The 19,075-nt window shown below is 38.6% G+C and carries 27 protein-coding genes and 2 pseudogenes; 14 read left to right on the top strand and 15 right to left on the bottom strand.

The annotated features are described in order from the left end of the window. Positions 1 to 37: 37 nt before the first annotated feature. The 3 genes from QUF73_24945 to QUF73_24935 are packed head-to-tail and all read right to left on the bottom strand — an operon-like array spanning position 38 to position 1,932. Entirely contained in the window at positions 38 to 808 is a 771-nt protein-coding gene (locus tag QUF73_24945) for a metallophosphoesterase (GenBank protein MDM5229362.1), read from the bottom strand. A 27-nt stretch (positions 809 to 835) separates the two neighbouring features. Then, positions 836 to 1,240, bottom strand: coding sequence for a hypothetical protein (locus tag QUF73_24940; protein ID MDM5229361.1), 405 nt, complete (start codon positions 1,238 to 1,240; stop codon positions 836 to 838). Positions 1,241 to 1,299: 59 nt separating this feature from the next. Further along, on the bottom strand, positions 1,300 to 1,932 hold the full coding sequence (locus QUF73_24935) for a CBS domain-containing protein (protein ID MDM5229360.1): 633 nt from the start codon (positions 1,930 to 1,932) through the stop codon (positions 1,300 to 1,302). A 147-nt stretch (positions 1,933 to 2,079) separates the two neighbouring features. On the opposite strand from QUF73_24935, the gene QUF73_24930 reads away from it, so the two are divergent. The 3 genes and pseudogenes from QUF73_24930 to cotJC all read left to right on the top strand — a co-directional run bounded on the left by QUF73_24930 (position 2,080) and on the right by cotJC (position 2,872). Next, complete coding sequence (locus tag QUF73_24930) at positions 2,080 to 2,304, top strand: spore coat associated protein CotJA (protein MDM5229359.1); 225 nt, start codon at positions 2,080 to 2,082, stop codon at positions 2,302 to 2,304. Between the two features lie 2 nt (positions 2,305 to 2,306). Continuing rightward, complete coding sequence (locus tag QUF73_24925; protein MDM5229358.1) at positions 2,307 to 2,567, top strand: spore coat protein CotJB; 261 nt, start codon at positions 2,307 to 2,309, stop codon at positions 2,565 to 2,567. Between the two features lie 74 nt (positions 2,568 to 2,641). After that, a pseudogene (gene cotJC / locus QUF73_24920) lies at positions 2,642 to 2,872 on the top strand (spore coat protein CotJC). 63 nt (positions 2,873 to 2,935) lie between these two features. Here the strand turns inward: cotJC and QUF73_24915 are convergent. From QUF73_24915 to QUF73_24880, 8 genes are all read right to left on the bottom strand, one after another. Continuing rightward, positions 2,936 to 3,082: a hypothetical protein gene (locus tag QUF73_24915; protein ID MDM5229357.1), complete on the bottom strand. Its 147-nt coding sequence runs from the start codon at positions 3,080 to 3,082 to the stop codon at positions 2,936 to 2,938. Between the two features lie 229 nt (positions 3,083 to 3,311). Beyond that, on the bottom strand, positions 3,312 to 4,238 hold the full coding sequence (locus QUF73_24910; protein ID MDM5229356.1) for a hypothetical protein: 927 nt from the start codon (positions 4,236 to 4,238) through the stop codon (positions 3,312 to 3,314). Between the two features lie 257 nt (positions 4,239 to 4,495). Beyond that, the gene (locus QUF73_24905) at positions 4,496 to 4,723 is read right to left on the bottom strand and encodes a helix-turn-helix transcriptional regulator (protein MDM5229355.1); all 228 of its coding nucleotides are present in this window, start codon (positions 4,721 to 4,723) and stop codon (positions 4,496 to 4,498) included. Between the two features lie 145 nt (positions 4,724 to 4,868). Further along, positions 4,869 to 5,099, bottom strand: coding sequence for a hypothetical protein (locus QUF73_24900; protein MDM5229354.1), 231 nt, complete (start codon positions 5,097 to 5,099; stop codon positions 4,869 to 4,871). 98 nt (positions 5,100 to 5,197) lie between these two features. After that, positions 5,198 to 6,010, bottom strand: a complete 813-nt coding sequence (locus tag QUF73_24895) for a hypothetical protein (GenBank protein MDM5229353.1) — start codon at positions 6,008 to 6,010, stop codon at positions 5,198 to 5,200. An 81-nt stretch (positions 6,011 to 6,091) separates the two neighbouring features. Beyond that, complete coding sequence (locus QUF73_24890; protein MDM5229352.1) at positions 6,092 to 6,235, bottom strand: hypothetical protein; 144 nt, start codon at positions 6,233 to 6,235, stop codon at positions 6,092 to 6,094. Then, a complete protein-coding gene (locus tag QUF73_24885; protein MDM5229351.1) occupies positions 6,232 to 6,609 on the bottom strand; it encodes a hypothetical protein in 378 nt (125 codons plus the stop codon). Before QUF73_24885 ends, QUF73_24890 begins: the two co-directional genes overlap by 4 nt. A gap of 207 nt (positions 6,610 to 6,816) precedes the next feature. Further along, positions 6,817 to 7,137 carry a hypothetical protein gene (locus QUF73_24880; GenBank protein ID MDM5229350.1) on the bottom strand — a complete coding sequence of 107 codons (321 nt, stop codon included), beginning with the start codon at positions 7,135 to 7,137 and terminating at the stop codon, positions 6,817 to 6,819. A gap of 770 nt (positions 7,138 to 7,907) precedes the next feature. On the opposite strand from QUF73_24880, the gene QUF73_24875 reads away from it, so the two are divergent. From QUF73_24875 to QUF73_24830, 10 genes are all read left to right on the top strand, one after another. Then, on the top strand, positions 7,908 to 8,138 hold the full coding sequence (locus QUF73_24875; GenBank protein MDM5229349.1) for a helix-turn-helix domain-containing protein: 231 nt from the start codon (positions 7,908 to 7,910) through the stop codon (positions 8,136 to 8,138). A 15-nt stretch (positions 8,139 to 8,153) separates the two neighbouring features. Beyond that, positions 8,154 to 8,867, top strand: coding sequence for a hypothetical protein (locus QUF73_24870; protein ID MDM5229348.1), 714 nt, complete (start codon positions 8,154 to 8,156; stop codon positions 8,865 to 8,867). Continuing rightward, complete coding sequence (locus QUF73_24865) at positions 8,867 to 9,106, top strand: hypothetical protein (protein ID MDM5229347.1); 240 nt, start codon at positions 8,867 to 8,869, stop codon at positions 9,104 to 9,106. Before QUF73_24870 ends, QUF73_24865 begins: the two co-directional genes overlap by 1 nt. A gap of 27 nt (positions 9,107 to 9,133) precedes the next feature. Beyond that, complete coding sequence (locus QUF73_24860; GenBank protein MDM5229346.1) at positions 9,134 to 9,382, top strand: hypothetical protein; 249 nt, start codon at positions 9,134 to 9,136, stop codon at positions 9,380 to 9,382. Then, positions 9,372 to 9,911: a phBC6A51 family helix-turn-helix protein gene (locus tag QUF73_24855; GenBank protein ID MDM5229345.1), complete on the top strand. Its 540-nt coding sequence runs from the start codon at positions 9,372 to 9,374 to the stop codon at positions 9,909 to 9,911. The genes QUF73_24860 and QUF73_24855 overlap by 11 nt, the downstream gene beginning before the upstream one ends. A 45-nt stretch (positions 9,912 to 9,956) precedes the next feature. After that, positions 9,957 to 10,490, top strand: coding sequence for a hypothetical protein (locus tag QUF73_24850; protein ID MDM5229344.1), 534 nt, complete (start codon positions 9,957 to 9,959; stop codon positions 10,488 to 10,490). A 97-nt stretch (positions 10,491 to 10,587) separates the two neighbouring features. Next, positions 10,588 to 10,815: a hypothetical protein gene (locus tag QUF73_24845; GenBank protein MDM5229343.1), complete on the top strand. Its 228-nt coding sequence runs from the start codon at positions 10,588 to 10,590 to the stop codon at positions 10,813 to 10,815. A 66-nt stretch (positions 10,816 to 10,881) separates the two neighbouring features. Beyond that, positions 10,882 to 12,126 carry a DEAD/DEAH box helicase family protein gene (locus QUF73_24840; protein ID MDM5229342.1) on the top strand — a complete coding sequence of 415 codons (1,245 nt, stop codon included), beginning with the start codon at positions 10,882 to 10,884 and terminating at the stop codon, positions 12,124 to 12,126. A 169-nt stretch (positions 12,127 to 12,295) separates the two neighbouring features. Then, on the top strand, positions 12,296 to 12,622 hold the full coding sequence (locus QUF73_24835) for a hypothetical protein (protein ID MDM5229341.1): 327 nt from the start codon (positions 12,296 to 12,298) through the stop codon (positions 12,620 to 12,622). A 1,241-nt stretch (positions 12,623 to 13,863) separates the two neighbouring features. After that, complete coding sequence (locus tag QUF73_24830; GenBank protein MDM5229340.1) at positions 13,864 to 14,400, top strand: site-specific integrase; 537 nt, start codon at positions 13,864 to 13,866, stop codon at positions 14,398 to 14,400. A 747-nt stretch (positions 14,401 to 15,147) separates the two neighbouring features. Here the strand turns inward: QUF73_24830 and QUF73_24825 are convergent. From QUF73_24825 to QUF73_24815, 3 genes are all read right to left on the bottom strand, one after another. Further along, positions 15,148 to 16,047, bottom strand: a complete 900-nt coding sequence (locus tag QUF73_24825; protein ID MDM5229339.1) for a hypothetical protein — start codon at positions 16,045 to 16,047, stop codon at positions 15,148 to 15,150. Positions 16,048 to 16,151: 104 nt separating this feature from the next. Continuing rightward, positions 16,152 to 16,478 carry a hypothetical protein gene (locus QUF73_24820; protein ID MDM5229338.1) on the bottom strand — a complete coding sequence of 109 codons (327 nt, stop codon included), beginning with the start codon at positions 16,476 to 16,478 and terminating at the stop codon, positions 16,152 to 16,154. Between the two features lie 80 nt (positions 16,479 to 16,558). Continuing rightward, positions 16,559 to 18,064 (bottom strand): recombinase family protein, encoded by a 1,506-nt coding sequence (locus QUF73_24815; protein ID MDM5229337.1) that lies wholly within the window; start codon positions 18,062 to 18,064, stop codon positions 16,559 to 16,561. Positions 18,065 to 18,137: 73 nt separating this feature from the next. On the opposite strand from QUF73_24815, the pseudogene QUF73_24810 reads away from it, so the two are divergent. Continuing rightward, positions 18,138 to 18,479: pseudogene (locus QUF73_24810) on the top strand (manganese catalase family protein). Between the two features lie 57 nt (positions 18,480 to 18,536). Here QUF73_24810 and QUF73_24805 read toward each other — a convergent pair. Beyond that, positions 18,537 to 18,995, bottom strand: coding sequence for a YpbF family protein (locus QUF73_24805; protein MDM5229336.1), 459 nt, complete (start codon positions 18,993 to 18,995; stop codon positions 18,537 to 18,539). Between the last annotated feature and the right edge of the window lie 80 nt (positions 18,996 to 19,075).

Below are 19,075 nucleotides of genomic sequence, written 5' to 3'. Positions count from 1 at the left end.
CGTCGCTGGAACTGTAAAATCTGGGTGTGTTTTATTTTCAGCCTTTATTAAGAGTAATGAAATGAGTTTCCGGCTTTGCCCCCAGCCGCAATGGCACACCGGTCGTACCGTAGCCGTTGCTGATCAGAATTGTTGTTTGCGGCAGTACTTTTATCTGCCCCTTCTCATATGGGCTAAACCCGAAAATATGAATTTGCCCGCCATGCGTGTGTCCGCTTAAGACCAGGTGAATATTTTGTTCTTTTTTTATACTGTTAATGATTCTTGGGTCATGGCTGACCAGCACCCGAAATCCTCCTGAACCCGCATCCTTAAGTGCAAGGTCAAGCCGATCTCTATCCTTGCTGAGATCATCTGTTCCCATCAAAATAAAACGTTCTCCTTCATTTGATTCAAAGGAAAGGGCAGTATTATCAAGAATTTTTACTCCGCATTCGAGGAGCAGAGCATCGAGCTGATGATAATCCACTTCATAGTCATTATTCCCCCAAACGAAATAGACGGGCCCGCATTCCTTTAACCCCATTAGGTTTTTCTTTACTCTTTCAAAAGGGACTCCTTTTTCCAAGAGATCGCCGCCGATGATGACCAGGTCAGGCTTCTTCTCTTTAATCTCCCCGATTATCGTTTCTGACACCGTCCGTTTATGAATATCAGAAATAAAAAAAAGCTTTACTTCACCGAAGCTTTCCGGGAATTCAGGAAAAGAAAGCTCTTTATATATAATTCTATCTGCAAATGCCTCCCTAAGCATAAACATTAGTAAACACACACCGCCAATTAAGGCCAAAGCTATTAAGTATATCATAAATCCCCCTGCATCAATCGCCTTCAATCAGTCTTCGGCAAAAGTGATTTTCTTGAAATCTAAAGAAATAATACCATAAATTACTGAAAAACAGAAAAGGGCAAATGCTTCCCATGGCGAAAGGACTGACAAAACAAAAAAGCCTCCAATAAGCAATAAACTCAGCACAGGCCCAAATAAAGCATCAATATGTTTTAATGACCTCATATTTTTTAAAAGCCTGGCGGTCCACTCGATTATACTTCTAATAATCTCTGCGTTGGCTATAAAGGCGATAAGGAAAAAAGTCATTCCCAGGACGAAGCCCGCCGGCTCCAGTACAAAAATGACAATCATATCCGAGATGCCCATTGGAATAGACACCGGAAAAAATTTAATAAATAAAATGCCGCTAATAAAGCCTGTCATTAGCTTCAGGAAAATAAAAAACACTAAAAATCCCTCCCATACAAAGTGTATGAGAAGGATTTATTTTGTTGACTATATTTACATTAATCCTCTGTTATATCCAAAACACGGAAACCGGACTTTTCAAGCCTGCTGATGAACTTATCCATATTATTATTTTTTTCCACCTTCATCACGATGCGGCGGACCAGTTTGTCTGTTTCATCAAAGGTTACAAGGGAAATGATGTGCTCATGGAAATAATGGGCGATTTCGGCTAAACGTGCTATTCGCCCTTCCGCTTCTACAGAAGTAAACGCAATCCTGACGCCGGATTTATTGGTGCCGAAGGCGGACTGGAATTGAGCGAGAACATCAAAGCGAGTAACAATGCCCAGAAATTTACGATTATCGCCCAAAACTGCTAGTAAAGGGAAATCCTTTAAATCCAGAAGCGTTTTTTCAAAAATCTCATTTCCTTTTAAATATAGCTCCTGATGTGTGGCAATATCCTTTACCAATGTCCCTTCAAGAAAATCTTCCTTTGATTTCCCTGACAAAAAGAAGTTCTCATATATTCCATATCTTGTAATTATGCCGGCATATTGGTCGCCATCCAATACAGGAAGCCCGTCTATCTGGTGGTCCTCCAGCAAAGCCAGAGCGTCTATCAATGCTGCATCCTGTCCGATTGTATAACAGGTATGTTTGGGGATCATGATACTTTTCACAAACATTGCCATCACCTCAGAGTAATATTAATTAGACCTAACATTTAATTTCGCCATCACCTCAACTTTCCCCTCTTTTTATTAGAGTAAACAATCATAAAAACACTGCACTTTTCATAAGTTTCAATGACGCATAAAAAGGAGGGATTATGAATGAATACACTCCGTAAAACCTGGCACCCATATGTCAGCCCCTTTGACCCTTGCACTCCGGTAAAGGTCAAAACCTATTCCACTCCTCCAAATCTATATATGGGATTTCAGCCGCCAGGACTTGAACAATTTACACCAATGGAGGCTTTAAGAGCAGGAACGCTTTGGAAGGCTTTCTATGATCCATGGTACAGTCCCTATGAAAAAGCCAGGGAGGGACAATAGCCATGAAACAATTGCCGGCAGATTACTATCAGCTCCTTGAACAGCTTCAGGCTGTGGATTTTGTCCTTGTGGAACTGACTCTATACCTTGACACTCATAACAATGATACAGAAGCCATTAAGCAATTCAATCACTATGCAAAGGAACGAAAAAAACTGAGAAATGCCATTGAGAGCAAGTATGGTCCATTAATGCAATTTGGACACAGCTATTCCGGTCAGCCATGGAATTGGGATGATGCCCCGTGGCCTTGGCAAGTATAAATTTGGTTTACAGGCGCCTTCTTGCATGAAGGCGCTCAATAGATTAGCGGACTTCCGAAAGGAGCTGAGAAAAAATGTGGGTTTATGAAAAGAAGCTGCAATATCCAGTGAGGGTAAGCACATGCAATCCCAAACTGGCAAAGTATCTAATTGAACAATATGGGGGAGCGGACGGTGAACTTGCTGCTGCCCTAAGATATTTGAATCAGCGCTATACTATTCCGGATAAGGTCATCGGACTTCTTACAGATATCGGAACTGAGGAGTTTGCCCACCTGGAAATGATTGCAACAATGGTTTATAAACGAACTGTTTCTATTTTGCAACTATTAAACAAAAAGAAAGGAGGTTCAATGACCTCCAGCGTTTTACTTTATTAGAGAGCTTTTCAAGAGTCGTTCAACGAGTTTCTCAAAATCTAATTTTCCATAAACCTCAACCGTTCCAACTCCGTCAACCGTCTTGGAGCTGGTCAGTTCTTTCCCCTTCAAGAGTTCCTCAAGCTGTTCTCTCATGGTTCCTCACTCCTCATTCCCAGACTATGAACAAATGAATTTGTCCTATGTCTGACACAACGAGAAAGGTCTGGAGTCGTGACCAACTCGGAGCAAAAACTTTTCAAACTCCTCTTTTCTAAACGAGTTCAAATAACGAGTCAGCTCTTGTTGTCTTGTTTGGACTTGGTTCCTTTACAAAGGTTCCCAGAGGGAATGTCAAAAGGTTCCCAAATAAAAAGACCCCAACTCATGAAATTTGAGTGAGGTCTTGTTTATTCTCGTGACAATAGAAAACATACTCCCTATATTGTTCTGGAGTCATTCCGTTGAGGTCTGACAGATATTCAATGAGACTGTCAAAACGGTCTTGAGAAAGGTCAAAGCGTTCCTTGTTGTCCTCGAACCAGAGGAATAAATTGGAGTCTCTCTTGGAAAGGTTCAAGTCAGCTCGTAAAGGAACCATGTTCTCAAAAACTGTTCCTCCGTGACCTGTTGCCAATGGAATGACATGGTCAAAATGAATGCTCTCTGTTGCTCCAGTCAAACAGCAACCTCCGAAATATTGGAGCGTTTCCTCTCGTTCTTTTTGAGTCCAGTCATGAGGGAGAGCTTTCTGTTTTGCTTTTCTTTTCTGGTTCAAAGTATTCACTTTTTCTGGATTGTTCTTCCTCCATTTGTTTCCAGATTTTCTCGTCAGTTCTCTGAACCGTTTTTTATTTTCCTTTATCCATTGAGAGTTTCTTTCTCTGTATGTTTCAACGTTTTCCAAATAATACTGTTTATGATATTCTTGAATTTTTTCTTTGTTTTCAGTGTAATACTCAATTTGTTGTGTCAGCATTTTGTCTCTGTTCTCTTTGTAATATCCTTTTGAACAGACCTTACATTTTGCTTTACGTCCTCCAAGACATTCTCTGTCTTTGTTGAACTCCTCCAGCGGTTTCCACTCATTACACTGTGAGCAATTCTTTCCAGTGACTCCATTTACTGTTTCAAGTTTTGTGTATTGTTTCCCTTTGAAACCTTTACAAAGTTTACACTTTGAGAAACGTCCTCCGAGTCCGTCCATTTTGCTGAAATATTCCTCCAAAGGTTTCCATTCCATGCAACCAGAACAGACCTTTCCAACGACTCCAGACCGTTCAGACAGCTCCGTCTTGAACCTTTTTCCCAAAATAAAAACCTCCTTGAACTGTTTCTCTTGTTCAGTTCAACGAGGTCTCTCTCAAGTTGTGACTCTTTCTTTACATAATTTTAAAAACGAGTCATTTCATGTTGTTCGGTCTTGTCTGGGAGCTTTCACAAAGGAACCTCAAGGGAATGTCAAAAGGTTCCTAACTGGGAACTATTAAAAAGGTAGAAAAGCGGTTTTTCCTGTTCCTGTTGCCATATAAAAAGACCCTTTCCAATTTATGAAAAAGGTCTCGTTCACTATCTCGTATTGTCTGGAACCTCAACAAGCTCCAGAATTTCATTAAAGTCAGTAATGTTGAGAGCGTCCATAATAGTTCCCAAATGTTCATAGTTTATTTTTAATGTATTGTTGCGGATAATCGTTGAAAGCGTGGCTTCTCTAATATTTGTTATTTCACATAATTGTTTCTGACTCATTTTTCTATCGAATAATATTTGAGCTAATTTAAATCTAACTGTTTTCAATTCTGTTTCAACCTCCTTTTTTCTGTTTTAGTATGTAATTTTCAAAACAATATTACCACTTTAAGCAATTACTCCACAACTCAATTTTGTAAATCAGTAAAAAGGGAACAGTCCGAACTATTCCCTCGTTGTTCCTATCAGTTTTCTAGTTTGCTTGTTCCTCTAGTTCTTGACCATATCTCAATTCACTTTGTAAAGCTCGGAGACTCAACTCAATTCGTCCCATATATTTCAATTTATTAATTTCCATTGTTCTCGCTTGGTCATAGTTCCCCTTTTCTCGTTCAATGTCCTCCAACGTTGCCCAACGTTTGAGAGCGTTCCATTCATTAAAGGTCTGTTTCATTAATTGCAATGTTTTGTCACTCGTTGCCATTATTCAAATTCTCCTCTCGGTAAAATAAAAAGGAGGAGCCGAGGAAATGACCTCGCTCCCCTTACTGTTCTCAACTCGTCTCAACTCAAGCGGTCAAACTATTGAAGCATTGAAAGACCAGCTTTTTGACCATCAATATTTTCGTAATATAAAATACTGATTGAACCTTTTCCAATTGCCATTAATAAGTCATTTACAGCTTGAGAATAAATTGCTTCAACCTCGGAGACCTTTGGTTTGATTACATATGACAAATAGGTTTGAGTTCCCTCTGTGTAAACGTCAACCCCAATGATAGTGAACTCCATTCCTTTTGCTAAATGGTCAGCTTCAATTGCTTTTCTGTAAGACTCTTGAGCCATGATTTCAGCTCCAGCTTTGTTGAAAGCTGTTGCTTCAGCCGTGATAAAAACTCCTGTTCCATCGTCAATGTTTGCTGTCGTTGGAGCCGTGTAACTCGTTTTATTGACAGCCGTGTAAGTTGTTCCAGAGTCCAGAGCTTTTATTTCCTCGTCCAGAGCTTGAATTTGAGCGTTTGCTTTCTCAAGTTCAGCTTCAAGACGGTCAATTTCTGCTTGAGCTTCTGCTTGACCAGTCTGTCCTTGAGCTTTCAAGTCGTTGAGCTGTTTGGTCAAGTCCTCAATTTGACCGTTGAGAATTTCTCGTTCTCGTTTCATGTCATTGATTGTTGTATTAGCTTGTTGAACAGCTCCGTCAAAAGTTGTTTTCAATGTGTCATAGGACGTTTTCAAAAAGTTATTGTCAGCAATTGCCGTTGTGAGCTTGTTTTGAATGTTGTTTACACTGGAACGAATGGAGTCAATGTTTGCTCCTCCAGTCCAAGTGATTGTTGAAACAATGAGTCCAGTTCCTAAAACTCCAGCTAAAATGGTTTTTGTTCCCCATACCATAATAAACATTCTCCTTCCGTCCTCTCCCAGAGGACATTCAAATTTTTAGTTTTCAAAGACCGCAATGCAACGAGCAACAATTTAGACCTCGGTCACTTGTTCATAACGCTGGGAATATTCGTTCCAGACATAACCAATTTTCAGAGCGTACTCCTCAACGGTTATTCCGTCAACGTCAGCTCCAAGTTCTGACCGTAAATATTCAAACAACTCTTGTCTTGTCATGGGTTCACCCCCTCAACAGATACGACCTCTCCGAACTCGTTCAACAATATTTTGACTTGGTCTCCCTCTTGAAGCTCCATGAGGTTCATTTCAACGTCAGAGAGAAAACAATTCTGACCTTGACCGTTGACCGTTTTCACATAACCGTCAGAGCGTTCACTCGTTACCGTGTAAACCAACTGACTTTCTTTCTGTTCCTTCACGAGCTGACTCATTGCTGACAGACTCGCTTTCGTTTGACTTACATTCATTTTCATGACTTGTTGTAATTGCTGGAGGTCTTGTTTCGTGACCTCGTTTTCACTCGATTGACAACCAGTGACCAGCAACAGACCAGCAACGACTCCGACAGTTAGCTTTGTTACTTTGTTCAATTACATTTCCCCTTTCAAACTATTTATTTCAACGCTGACCCTCGGAGGAGTGAGGTTCAACGGTCTTTCCCTGTTCGACCTTTGAGGAGGTCTGGAGGTTCAAGAGGAATGAACCGAGGAAATTGTATTGAAGTTTTTCAATTTAGTAAATAAGCAATTTAGCAAAAGGGTAATTAGGGGGCAGAGTTCTGGAACTGACTCTCTCCCTCAACGGTTTTTCACTTGGAAATTTTCCGTCCTATATAGCTTTTGAACAGTCCATTCAAAACTGAACCAAGCTAAAAAGTTTTTCCAGTCCGTCTCTGTTGGAATATGAAAGTTTTCACCAGTCATTAGCTCCCACTCGTGAATGAGGTCTTGAATGTCGTTCCAATGTTTGTCAGTCCATTCATGAGTATCTGAATAGTAAACAAGCTCTCCAACGACTCCAGACTGACAACCATGAGTGAGAACGTCTCGGACAAAGTCCTCTTTCCAGTCCTCGTGAGACTCAACAATTTCTTGAACCGCTTTTTCAAGTTCAGTCATTTTGACCAGCTCACTTTATTTAATTTTCAAAATGTTACTATAACCGAGTATAAGGGCAATTACCAAATTCGTCAATTACCAAATTACTATTTTAGGTAATATTATTCACAAACTCATTATTGACGATGGTTCACAGCTTTTTCTGACAATGAGTTCAACGAGACCGACTTCAGACCGTGACATAAATAATTTCAAAAAATCATGTCACAACGCTGGAGCTGTTTCGTTGTATAAAACAACACGGTTATAACAATGTAATTACTTTGTTTTACTCTCACTCCGTTCGAGGTTAAAACCAACACTGACAACAACGAGAAAAATAAAACCTTGTGACGTGTAGTTGTATTTTGTAATAATTAGCCCCACTAATAACTAGAAACGAGGAAAACAGAACGACAGAGCTTGACTTTGTTTAATGCTTTTCCTTTGTGACCTTTCCTTTTCCTTTACAATTCTCCTTTGAAATGGAGCCACATATTGACGAATATGTCCTCCTTTCTTGCGTGGTAATACAACCCGACAATGATTAGAGGTTGTAGGTCTTATGAAATTGCGGAAACAGTTTCAGAAGACCCTTGTCTGATACATAAAAAATGACAAGTTTGTCAAGACGTTACGTTTCTCCCTTTTGAAAGCTGGTTTTTCCAGCTTCTCTCTTTTTTGGAGGAGTGTATTCAAAATGAATACTTTTCAAAGCTGGTTTTACAGTCTCTCTCTTTTTTTTTGAGGAGTGTATTCAAAATAAATACTTTTGAAAGGAGCTGGAGAAAATGAGAATTTTCACTGGTGAGGAGCTGGTCAAAGTCCGTCATATTTTGGGAATGTCTCAACGTGAACTTGCGTCCGTTGTTGGTTGTTCCCAGCCATTAATCAATAAAATTGAAATTGGTCAAAGACGGCTGACAAGTAAGGTCAATGAAAGAATACAAACGGAAATTTTCCGTTACATTGACAAGGAAACTCTGTTCAAAATGTTGGACGGAGAAATTGAATTTAAATAAAAAGGAGAATGGAAAATGAAAAAATTAATTCAATTCAAAGAGGAGCTTCAAAAATTTGACAATAGTCTGGGAGAGCTGGTCAAGGAACTGACCGCAAAACAAGACGAAAAGAAAGCTCTGGAACAACAGAAAAAGGACTATATTTTGAGTAACTTTGGAGAACACCGAGACCAGAACCAAGTCCGAGCTTATGAAATTAAAATTCGAGAGGTTGACCAAGAAATTGAAAGTCTGTCTGACCAAGTCGCTCTCCTTAATGTCGAAAAGAAAAGCATTTTCAAAGCTAAACTTGAGGACTTGAAAAAGGAACGTCAAGAACTCGCTGACAAGAAAAACAATGAGTTCATTGAATATGAAAAGGAAATTTACAAAAGACGTTTCGAGCTTATGAAAGCAATTGAGGACGCTGGAGCAATTCAACAGCAAAATGAACTGGAGTTGAGAGAGTATAGTGAACTATTTTCTCAATTTGGTGAACGTGACATTAAACCAACAATGTCAACGCTGTTGACCTTTTACCCAGACGCTTTAATTCAAGGAGCTGACAAGGTTCCAACAGCTCCGACAGACTATGAAATGAAAGAGCTAATGAAAGGACTTGGAAAGAACGGTTCAAGACAGCTCCCTCACGCTTATGAACTGTTCAAGCTGACTGGAGAGGTTGTTCTGTCTCAAGCTGAAGCATTGACAAAACTTGAAGCTCACAAACAGAAAGGAGCTAAAAAATAATGAACGAGAAAAACTTGGAGCAATTGTCAAATGAGGAATTTGACAAGCTCCCTCCTTCTCTCAAAATGAGACTTGGTTATTTGAAAGTCATGAAAGAAAAACAAGAGCAACAAAAAGAGGAGGAGCAATTGACGGAGGAACAACTCAAGGAGCAACAAGAAAAGACTCCTTATGAACTGTTGAAACTTGGTCTGGAAAAACAATTGAAAGCTGACGAAAAAGACAGTTTGTCTGACTAAAAAACTAGAAAAGGAGTTTGATTGAATATGGAAAAAGAAAACTTGTTTTTTGACGTTGAGTTCCAGCTCAATGAGAAAGGTCAATATATCAGTGAGGTCTTAATTGGTTCAAAGCTCTCTGGACGTGTTTTAATGACAGCCGAACTCCGTCCATTTGACTCTCTGGAGGAACTGAAAAACGGAGCAAAAGAATTTGAAACGCTGTTCCTCCAAGTTTACGAGGTTTCAGCTCGAAAAGTTATGAGAGAGAAAGGTCTGGAGACTTATGGAGAATAACGAGTTCCGAGAGTTACAACTCCAGAGGAAAGACGAGGTCAGAGAGCTTCTCGTCATTACTCTTGAAGGACGAGAAATTGACCTCCAGAACCTCCCAGAACCAAAGACCAACAACACAAGGAAACTGACTCATAACCAGAGAAAACTCGCTTTGTTACAAGCAACAGCTCCATATCATAACATGAGTTTTACTGAACAATGTGACCTTGTTGGAATTTCTCGAACGGCTGGATATAAAATCATTAAAAAACAGAACTTCCAAGAATACGTTGAGGAGCTGTTGGAGTTCCAGAACCGTCAGTTCATGGGAACAGTATTCAAGACGCTGGAGGACTTAATTTTGAAAAGTCGCTCTGAAAAAATCAAACTGGACGCTGTCAAAGTCTATTTGACTATGACTGGAAAACTCTCCGAGTCCAAGACCGTGACTCATGAAATTAAACAGCTTGAGAGTCAAGAGGAAAGAGAACGGAGAATTATTGAAATGGAACATGAATTGCTTGAAATTGACGGAGACCTCTCCGAGTAAAACAGAGGTCTCTTTTTATTTTTCTAATTCGGAGGAGAATTGTAAATGAAAAACAGTTATGAAATTCAAGACAATGTCGTCTTTATGGAAATAAACGTTAAAGGAAAAACAATGATAACAGCTTTTGACCTCGTTGACCTTGAACGAGTTGAGTCTATTGAGGGAACTTGGTTTGGTTTTGTCGATAATCGTTCTGGAAAGGTCTATGTTGCTCTTTCTAAAAAGGACGAGGATAAAAAGAGAAAAACAATTTTGCTCCATAGGTTCATTTTAGGTCTTGAAAATGAGAAAGGGTTTCATGTTGACCATGTAAATTTCAACACGCTGGACAACAGACGAGGAAACTTGAAAGCAACGAGTCCAACAAGGAACATGAAACGACAAAACAATGAACGGTCAAAGGTCAGAAAACGAGGTTCACAATGGTTTGTTGTCGTTCTCGGTCATATTGTTGGACTACACGAGACCAGAAAAGACGCTCTCATTCATTCCGTTCATGTTGACCGTGAATTGTTTCCAGAGCTGGAGGACTATGTTGAGTTTGAGACTGTGTTGAAACGGCTGGAGGAGTCACAATGACAACTCTGGTTTTTTGTTGTTTAGCTCTCTTGGTCTGGAACAGCAATGACAGAGAAAACAGAATGTTAGATTTTTATATTCAGAGGAGGAACCATTCATGAAAAATGACCGCTTTTTCTTTTCGTACTCGGAGAAATTGAGCTTTTTTCTCATTGAGGTCAAAGGACTAAAATATATAACTCATGCTCGGAGAATGGACAACGACAAGGAGTTTTTCTTGTTTGAAGTGACCAACAAGCTTGAGTCAGCTCTGGAGGAGTACCAAGCAATTAAAAATAAAAACAACTTTGTTCGCTGGGAGGACTTGAGGAAACTCGCTAAATAGTGAGAACAGACAAGGAAAGGAGAGTTTGACTCTCTTTTTTTTATTTGTAAGAAAGGAGAAAAACACATGAATGTTACTGTTATTGACTCCATTATGGGAGCTGGAAAAACGAGTTTTGCAATTCAAACAATGAAAAACGCTCCAGAGACTCAAAAATTTATTTATATTACTCCGTTTCTGGACGAGGTTGAACGAATAAAAGAGTCTGTTCCAGAGAGAAATTTCAAGGAACCAGACATAAAACATGGTCACGGAACAAAGCTCTCCTCATTGAAAAAATTAGTCTCACAAGGAGAAAACATTGTGACAACTCATTCCCTTTTCTCCATGATTGACAACGAGCTAAAAGAATTATTTGAATGGGAGAATTATATTCTCATAATTGACGAGGTCATGGAGGTTATTTCCCAGCTCAAGACCGTCAAGAGAGACGACATTCCAGTAATGTTGAAATCTGGTCTCATTGAAATTGAACCAGAGACAAACAGAGTCATTTGGACGGCTGACACAAGTTTGAATACAAAATATAATGACGTGAAACAATACGCTCTTTCTGGTAATTTATACGCTGTCAACGGAGTCGCTTTCCTTTGGTCTTTTCCAGCTCAAGTGTTTGACCTATTTGACCATACTTTCATTTTGACTTACCTTTTTGAAGGTCAGCTCCAAAAATACTATTATGACTACCATTCTATTAAATATGAGAAAAAGTCTGTCATTCAAGAGAACGGAGTTTTCAAGCTGGTTCCTTACTTCAAAGAGGATAGACAGCAATTCAAGGAGCTTATTTCTATTTATGAGGGAAAGTTGAACAACATAGGAGACAAGGAGACAGCTCTTTCAAAAAGCTGGTTCACGAGTCCTCATAATAAACCAAAAATAACAAGGTTGAAACATGACCTCTATTCCTATTTCAGAACAGTTCAGAAAGCAAAATCAGAACAAATTCTCTGGACAACATTCAAAGACTCTAAAGCTAATATTCATGGAAAAGGTTTTTCAAAGGTTGCTCCAAAAGGGAGACCAGACATTGAGGGAACAGCTTGTTTTATTCCATTCACAACAAGAGCAACAAATAAATATAAACACAAGTCAGTTCTCGCTTTTTGTCTTAATCGTTATATGAACCCTCTGGAGTCTCATTTCTTCAAACAAAGGAATATTGAGGTTGACCAAGACCTTCTCGCTTTGTCTGATATGCTTCAATGGATATTCCGTTCAAGAGTGAGAGAAGGTCAACCAATTGAAATATATATTCCGTCAAAACGAATGAGGAAATTATTGAGAGCTTGGTTGGACAGTGAAATATAACCTTGCAAAAAAAAGTTGCAAGAATTTGTTAAAAACCCAGTCGTATCAAGGGTTTGAAGGCTCTCACCCTTAAAGGAAAATATATAAAATGAGGAACGGCTCCAAAGGAGCCGAGGAGCTACGCTCCTTTTAACAAAGTCAAATAAAACTATTTTAGGAGGAACTTGAAATGAAAAAGGGAACAACAACAGTCAATGAATGTCGTTTAATTGAAATTATTGAATTTCTAATGTTGAAAGAAGGTTCAAAGCTCAAGGAGGTTGACTTGAAATATAAAGAGGACGGAAAACTGTTCGTCAAAGCTCTTTTCAAAAAGGATAAGAGGACATGGAGGTTTCGAGGAGAGTTCAAAATTGATAATATTGAGAATTTAACGCTGTCCGAGTTTTACACTGTTGTTTATGAACAATGTCAAAAACATGGAGTTGACCGCAAAAAAGAGAAAAAGGACATTCAAATGAAAAAGCTCCAAGCAATTCAAGAGGGTTCCAATTGAGGAACTCTCCTTTTCTTTTTGTTGTCATTGTAAACATTGAGGGAATAATGTCGTTTTTATAAAAACGCAATGTATAAGGACATTGACGAACGACAAGAGGAACCTCTGGAACCTTAGAGCGACAAGGAAAATACCGTTTGTTTAACATGGACATTTACCGTTATTTGTCCTCTCTGAAAAGACATTATGAAATGACTTGTATTCATATAATGCGTTCACAAAGGTTAAAACACCCGCTGAAACCTTTCCCCAGAGACAGCTCTCCAAAACTTTGAATACTAGACTATGACCCTCAAATAATGACTCCCTCCTCCCTCCTCTGTTGACCTCTGGAGCTTTCCTTGTTGCTCCAAGTGTTGTTCCCCTTGTTGACCCTATTGGAACCAGCAGAACAGCAACAACGGACGCTCAACAGCTCAAACTCTTTTATTCAATTGTTCATTGTTCTGGAGCTGGTAAACGTCAAACTCTTTTATTCAATTGCTGTTGGTCTTGGAGCTGGTCTGTTGGTCTGTCTGTACTAATGAACGTGAGAACAACACGGACTCAACACGGTCAGAACTATGACTCAACACTGGTTAATTACTGTTCAATGTAACACAATAGTTATTTTGTTACATTCATAAAGACTCATGAAACGTTGGTATAACAACGATTGACGACAATGAGACAGCAAAAAGAGACTCAAAAAGAATAAAATCATAATATATTGACTCTGTTGGACTGGTCATGAACTTGTTGAGACTCATTCAAACTGTTACAAAACAAATGCTTTTGAATGAGTGAAACAGTTTTATTCCCTCGTCAATCAGACCCCCTACACATGGGGGGACAGGGGTCTCTCTTGTCTCCCTCTGGGTCTTACAATTTACACATAAAATTTTTAAAACTTGAGGGAACTGGTCTTGGTTGACGCTTGGTTGACGTTCATTGTCTCCGTGTTGTTCCTTTATGGTTGACCCTTATCTCATGACCGTGTTGACGAAAGCTCTCTCCATTCAAACAACAAGACAAACAACAATGTTCTATACAATGTCGTTCTCATGAGAGCGGACAGTCTGACCCTCTGACCCCTAACAAGAATGACCCCCTTTGTTCTGGAGTAAAACCTTGAAAAAAATTTAAACAAAAAATTTTCAAAAATTGAACCGCTTGACGAATGTAACATAATTCATTTAAACTTTTCACATAATATAGTAATTTAGTAATTACCTAAATAAGTAATAAAGGAGCTGTTGAAAATGGAATTTGTTCAACCTATCAGAGACAAGGAAAAAATTGAACTCATGAAAAAGAGCTTTAAAAATGACCGTGACCGCTTTCTCTTTGTACTAGGAATAAATGTTGCTTTAAGGGTCTCGGACTTGTTGTCGCTCAAGGTCAAGGACTTGAGGAACCGAACTCATTTGGTCATGAAAGAGAGCAAAACTGGAAAGGAAAAACGTCAAATAATTTCTCCAACTTTGAAAAAGGAAATCAATAAATATACCAAAGGAATGGACTCGGAGGACTGGTTGTTCCCTTCAAGAAAGGGAGACAAACCTATTTCAAGAGTTCAAGCATATAGAATTTTGAATGAGGTTGCTCAACGTGTTGGAGTCGAGGAAATAGGGAGTCATTCGTTGAGAAAAACATTCGCTTTTCACTATTACCAAGCAACGAATGACATTGTCACAATTCAACAGCTTTTGAACCATTCGACTCCAGCCGTTACATTGAGATATATCGGAGTAAATCAAGACATAATGGACGAGAAACTCAAGGACTTCAGTCTTTAATGACTGGAGCCTTTTTTGTTTTACCGAACGGTCATTCTTGGTTTTTCTAACCAAATTTGTCCCTAAACCGAGTGGTCAAAATCGAATAGTTTTGACCGAGAATGACCAAGTAGATAGAACTAAATAAATAATATATAGAACTAAATAAATTATGTCCTCGCTACGCTCGGACGTTTATTCAAAAGTTTGATTAATTCAAAGTAACAATGAATATAACACTGTTATGACTTTGTTGTCCCTCGCTGTTTACTTTGAATTATAACTTTGATTGACTCCTCGTTGAACGTTCGCTCTCTCCGACTCCGTCTCCGTTCACTCCCTTATTAAACAACGGTTGAAACAGCTCCAGAATAAATGTCCTTTCTTGTATTAGGTTCTTTTTAAAAGGTTCCCAGAAGGAAGTTCAAAAGGTTCCTCATAGGGTTCCTAAATATTTAATGACTAGGAATGTCTCTAGCAGCTCACCAGAGGACGTTCACGAGGTCTTTTTTGTCTCTCCTTTGTGTTAGGTCTAGGAACTCAAACTGAAGCTCCTCGACCCCTCCAAATACGTTATATAGTAATGACCAAATTTCCTAATAACTCAATAACTCATAGGAGCTATCTTGAGACGTTTTGAGAGCTGTCTGGAGTGTTAGGTCTCGGAGGACAAATTGAACGCTCTGGAGCCAACTCTGAAGGTCTGACGGTTATTTAGAGCAAAACAAAAAGCTCTCCTTTGTGGAAAGCTTTCTGTTGGATATAATTCTATTTCTTGGTCTTGTATGCTTCAATGAGGAACACTATATTTGTTGCACATAAATGTAAAGCATATGCCACTTTATATCGAGGAATTTTTACACTTTTTACTCCCTGTCCATGAGCAGTTAATTTATTTCTTAAAGTTGGAAGACCTAACATTGAATTCTCTAGCCATTCAGGAATTAGTTGGTTTTTCATTAATGTTTTAATCAAGAGGTTTGCATTTTGTTTTGCTGGTAACTCCCATTTCTTTTTTATACAAATTGTTTTCATAACACTTTCAAATGCTTTTTCAGCTTCAGTAACAGCTTCTTTATCGTTACCCTTTTTAAAGTGTTCGTGAGCGTTCATGAACTCCTCTGAAGCTCCTTCAAAACCTTCTCCGAACATAAGCTTGACAGCTGGTTCAACAGCTTCTTTATAAATGTAATCAGAGTCAACACGGACTATTTTTCCATTTAGATACTGATAACCAATACCGTGTTCTTGGAACCTTTTATTCAGTTCTTCAATTGCGTCGTCTGGTGGTTGAGCGATACCCATTTCCTTCCAAAGATGTTCAGTCTGTCTTATTGCTTTATCAATCACTCTGAAAGAAAGTTCTATTATATCAAGAACTTTTTCCACCGATTTTTCATCTTGTAAAAACATAATACAACGCTCTTTTTTATTATTTCCTTTTTGACTTAAAGCATAAACACCATATTCCCTAGATAAACCGTCATGCAAAACGTCCCATGCCTTGTTCGTACTTGGTGAGTAGTAATCACCTATGTCATATCTTCCAATTGCACCATTCCAAATATGAACAATTTGTACTCTTAAAGCTTGTGGTATTTCGTCATATTTAAAAATTGATTTATCATTTTGTTTATTTCTTTTAGAAAAAATGTCAAGAATCCCCAAATTTGTCTCCTCGCTTTTTTGACTAATTATACTCTAAAATTGCATTTTTCTCTATAATATGACATTTATTGAAACAAAAAACTCACCAATAAAAAACTCCTAAATTATATATTTTTAGAACTTCTCTCGGTAACAAAATGATTTAATACAAGGAAAAACACAAAGACAACTCCAAGTCCTATCCACATAGCTGTTGAACCGAGAAATTTCTCTATTAAAAACAGTCCAAATGGAACTCCAACAAGTCCTCCAATGACTAAAGCAATGAGTCCGAACCAATAAAGTCTATGACTTTTGTCGGTTACAATTTTTATAATAGGTCTGATAAATAATAAATAAATCATAACGAGCAAAAAGACAGCTCCAGTTATGTAACCAATAAATTGAAATAAATAATATAATAGCTGAAATAAACCGCTTATAAAATCCATTAAAAACAGCTCCTCTCATTACTAAAATTAAACAAAACAGAGTAAAAATCCTTTTTTAGAATATAGAAAAGACCTCCAGTTCATTGAAGGTCTTTCATAATAATTTTTATATTCATGTCATTGTCGGTCTTGGTGTAAACAATTGCGTCAACGAACTCTCTCAAAATTTCATTTGCTTCTCTCTCGTCCATGTCGTCAGACCCTTCAAGGAAAGCTTTCATTTTGTTCAAGGTCTGTTCCAGAGCGTCAACCTCGGAGGAGTCCTCTTGTTGCTCCAGTTCCCCAATTTGACCCTCAAGCATTGCAATTTGACCTTTGAGCTGTTTAATTTGGTCTTGAGCTTCAGACTCGGAGAAAATTTCCATGAGGAACCCTTGTTGAGTTTTCTTGACTTGTTGCTCCAGCTTTTGAATTTGTTTTCTCTTGGAGTCAATTTGTTCAGCTCTGTTGTCTGTCTGTTCTGGGAGGTCAGCTCCCTTGATTGTTTCAACGTACTTCTCAAGCTGGTCAACGTATTCTGAAAAGTGAGCGTAAAACAATTTTTCAAATTCGGATATGTTCGCTCCCTTATTGTCACAAACAAAATACTCGGTCATGTCCTCGTTATAGTGACGAGTTTGACAGCTTGAAATTCTTTTCCGTTTATATCTGGACGTTTGAAAGGAATGAATTGCTCCACATTTTGAACAGCGAATGAGTCCAGAAAATTTGTGTTTTCCCAGTCTCAAACTCGGAGGTCTGGAGTTCCTCTTTTCTTTAATTGTTTGAACCAGTTCCCACTCCTCAAGGGAGACAATTCCCTCATGAGTATTTTTCACGAGAATTTGTTCCTCCTCACTGGTCTTTTCCGTAACTCGTTTTCCGTCCTTTTTATATTGTTTTGTCTTTCCATATAATGAATGACCAGCGTAAACAACATTGTTCAATAGTCTGGAAACTCCCGCTGGAGTCCATTTCATACCGACAGAGGTCATGACTCCCTCATGTTCAAACTTGAAAGCAATGTCTTTTGTACTCATTCCATTCATGTATAATTCAAAGAGTCGTCTCATTATTTCAGCGTCCTCACTCTTTTCAAGTCGTTTGGTCTCTCTGTTGTACGAATAACCAATAGGAACCTTTTTCCCTAAATAATTACCCTCACGAGCTGACTGTTTTGTCCCTCTGACCAGACGCTTTTTAATTTGTTGGTATTCACTTTTAGCAATAACAGACATAAAGTCTGAAAACATATCGTCCGAGTCCTTTGAATAGTCAAAGACCTTTGACGGAGTGACAACGAAACAACCAGCGTTCATTAGTATCATTTTTATTTGACCAAAGTGAACAACGTTTCTGGAGAGACGGTCTTGGTCAGCAACCACTATTGCGTCATAATGGAACAGCTTGACCTTTTCGAGCATATTCTGAAGCTCTGGACGGTCAAGGTCTTGAGAGGAACCGACCTCCTTGAACAGCTCCCAGTTCCAAGAGTTTTTCTCACAATGGTCAATGAGGACTGACTGTTGACGGTTCAAAGCTTGTTCGTCCTCGTCCTCCCTCGACTTACGAACGTAAACAGCGACATTTGTTATTTGTTTTTCCACGCTCTCCAGCTCCTTTGTAGCTTACAACGATTTATATTCCGTTAAGTGACGTTGCAGAATATAAACAAATTGTAAATTAACAAAGGATGCTACGCCTGATCAAATGATAGCTGCCGGTCTCGACGCCCATTATGCCAACCATGATAATGCTCTGTTTTATAATAATGCTGCAGGTGTGCCTTGGACAGCTTCTTATATTCAGGCAAAGGGCGACCCTATAGCAGACTTATACGAAGACATCGCTGCAGAAGAGAAAGCCAGGGCAACCTATCAATGGATTATTAATATGAGTGATGACCCGGATTTAAATGACGGACTACGGTTTTTAAGAGAAAGAGAGATTATCCATTCCCAGCGCTTCAGAGAAGCCGTGGAAATTCTTAAGGAAGAACGCGATAAGAAGAAATTCTTTTAACACTATACTTAACAAAAAAGAAGCAGACGGGCTGCTTCTTTTTCCATTTACTGTGTGTCATTTATTCTCATGATAAAGATTTATATCATAATTTTTTTTCATCATTTCGAAAACGGTATGGCGATTTTTCCATTCATCTTCTTTTTTCCAAAGGTCTTTGCTCTTATCAATTATTTCACACCTTAGGGCATGATATTCTTTTTCTGCTTTCTCCCTTTTTTCCCTCAGAAGATTCATAAGTCCATAAAGGCCAACCGTAAAAACAAGCAAATAGAAATTAGCTGACTGATTGACAAAAGCCGAAAACATGGATGCAAACGAGTAAGAGTAAGGCTGCATGACACTCTTATAAATATAAAAAAAGAATAAAAAAGAAATAAAAACAGTCGCCCACATGGCAATTAAATGCCAGGACTTGAATCGATCAAATTTTTGCTTTCTCTCTACTACTTTCTCAAGCATTTTTCTTGTAGCCTGGTCTGTACGTTCGTCAAGCATTCTAATCGGCGATTCCAAAACTCTCCCTCCCTTTCTCCATAATGTATGAGCTTGTACATTATTATATGACTAAGAAGGAGAGGCGGCTGCCGCACCTG

Source organism: Cytobacillus sp. NJ13 (assembly GCA_030348385.1).
In the GTDB taxonomy this organism is placed as follows: domain Bacteria; phylum Bacillota; class Bacilli; order Bacillales; family Cytobacillaceae; genus Cytobacillus.
This window is presented reverse-complemented; position numbering and strand designations above follow the sequence as displayed.

Coding starts and splice junctions, on each gene's coding strand:
- QUF73_24900 (MDM5229354.1), bottom strand. CDS start 5,099: ATGGCAACGAGTGACAAAACATTGCAATTAATGAAACAGACCTTTAAT.
- QUF73_24850 (MDM5229344.1), top strand. CDS start 9,957: ATGAAAAACAGTTATGAAATTCAAGACAATGTCGTCTTTATGGAAATA.
- QUF73_24860 (MDM5229346.1), top strand. CDS start 9,134: ATGGAAAAAGAAAACTTGTTTTTTGACGTTGAGTTCCAGCTCAATGAG.
- QUF73_24855 (MDM5229345.1), top strand. CDS start 9,372: ATGGAGAATAACGAGTTCCGAGAGTTACAACTCCAGAGGAAAGACGAG.
- QUF73_24830 (MDM5229340.1), top strand. CDS start 13,864: ATGGAATTTGTTCAACCTATCAGAGACAAGGAAAAAATTGAACTCATG.
- QUF73_24835 (MDM5229341.1), top strand. CDS start 12,296: ATGAAAAAGGGAACAACAACAGTCAATGAATGTCGTTTAATTGAAATT.
- QUF73_24945 (MDM5229362.1), bottom strand. CDS start 808: ATGATATACTTAATAGCTTTGGCCTTAATTGGCGGTGTGTGTTTACTA.
- QUF73_24820 (MDM5229338.1), bottom strand. CDS start 16,478: ATGGATTTTATAAGCGGTTTATTTCAGCTATTATATTATTTATTTCAA.
- QUF73_24915 (MDM5229357.1), bottom strand. CDS start 3,082: ATGAGAGAACAGCTTGAGGAACTCTTGAAGGGGAAAGAACTGACCAGC.
- QUF73_24895 (MDM5229353.1), bottom strand. CDS start 6,010: ATGGTATGGGGAACAAAAACCATTTTAGCTGGAGTTTTAGGAACTGGA.
- QUF73_24890 (MDM5229352.1), bottom strand. CDS start 6,235: ATGACAAGACAAGAGTTGTTTGAATATTTACGGTCAGAACTTGGAGCT.
- QUF73_24935 (MDM5229360.1), bottom strand. CDS start 1,932: ATGTTTGTGAAAAGTATCATGATCCCCAAACATACCTGTTATACAATC.
- QUF73_24875 (MDM5229349.1), top strand. CDS start 7,908: ATGAGAATTTTCACTGGTGAGGAGCTGGTCAAAGTCCGTCATATTTTG.
- QUF73_24865 (MDM5229347.1), top strand. CDS start 8,867: ATGAACGAGAAAAACTTGGAGCAATTGTCAAATGAGGAATTTGACAAG.
- QUF73_24925 (MDM5229358.1), top strand. CDS start 2,307: ATGAAACAATTGCCGGCAGATTACTATCAGCTCCTTGAACAGCTTCAG.
- QUF73_24840 (MDM5229342.1), top strand. CDS start 10,882: ATGAATGTTACTGTTATTGACTCCATTATGGGAGCTGGAAAAACGAGT.
- QUF73_24930 (MDM5229359.1), top strand. CDS start 2,080: ATGAATACACTCCGTAAAACCTGGCACCCATATGTCAGCCCCTTTGAC.
- QUF73_24845 (MDM5229343.1), top strand. CDS start 10,588: ATGAAAAATGACCGCTTTTTCTTTTCGTACTCGGAGAAATTGAGCTTT.
- QUF73_24870 (MDM5229348.1), top strand. CDS start 8,154: ATGAAAAAATTAATTCAATTCAAAGAGGAGCTTCAAAAATTTGACAAT.
- QUF73_24880 (MDM5229350.1), bottom strand. CDS start 7,137: ATGACTGAACTTGAAAAAGCGGTTCAAGAAATTGTTGAGTCTCACGAG.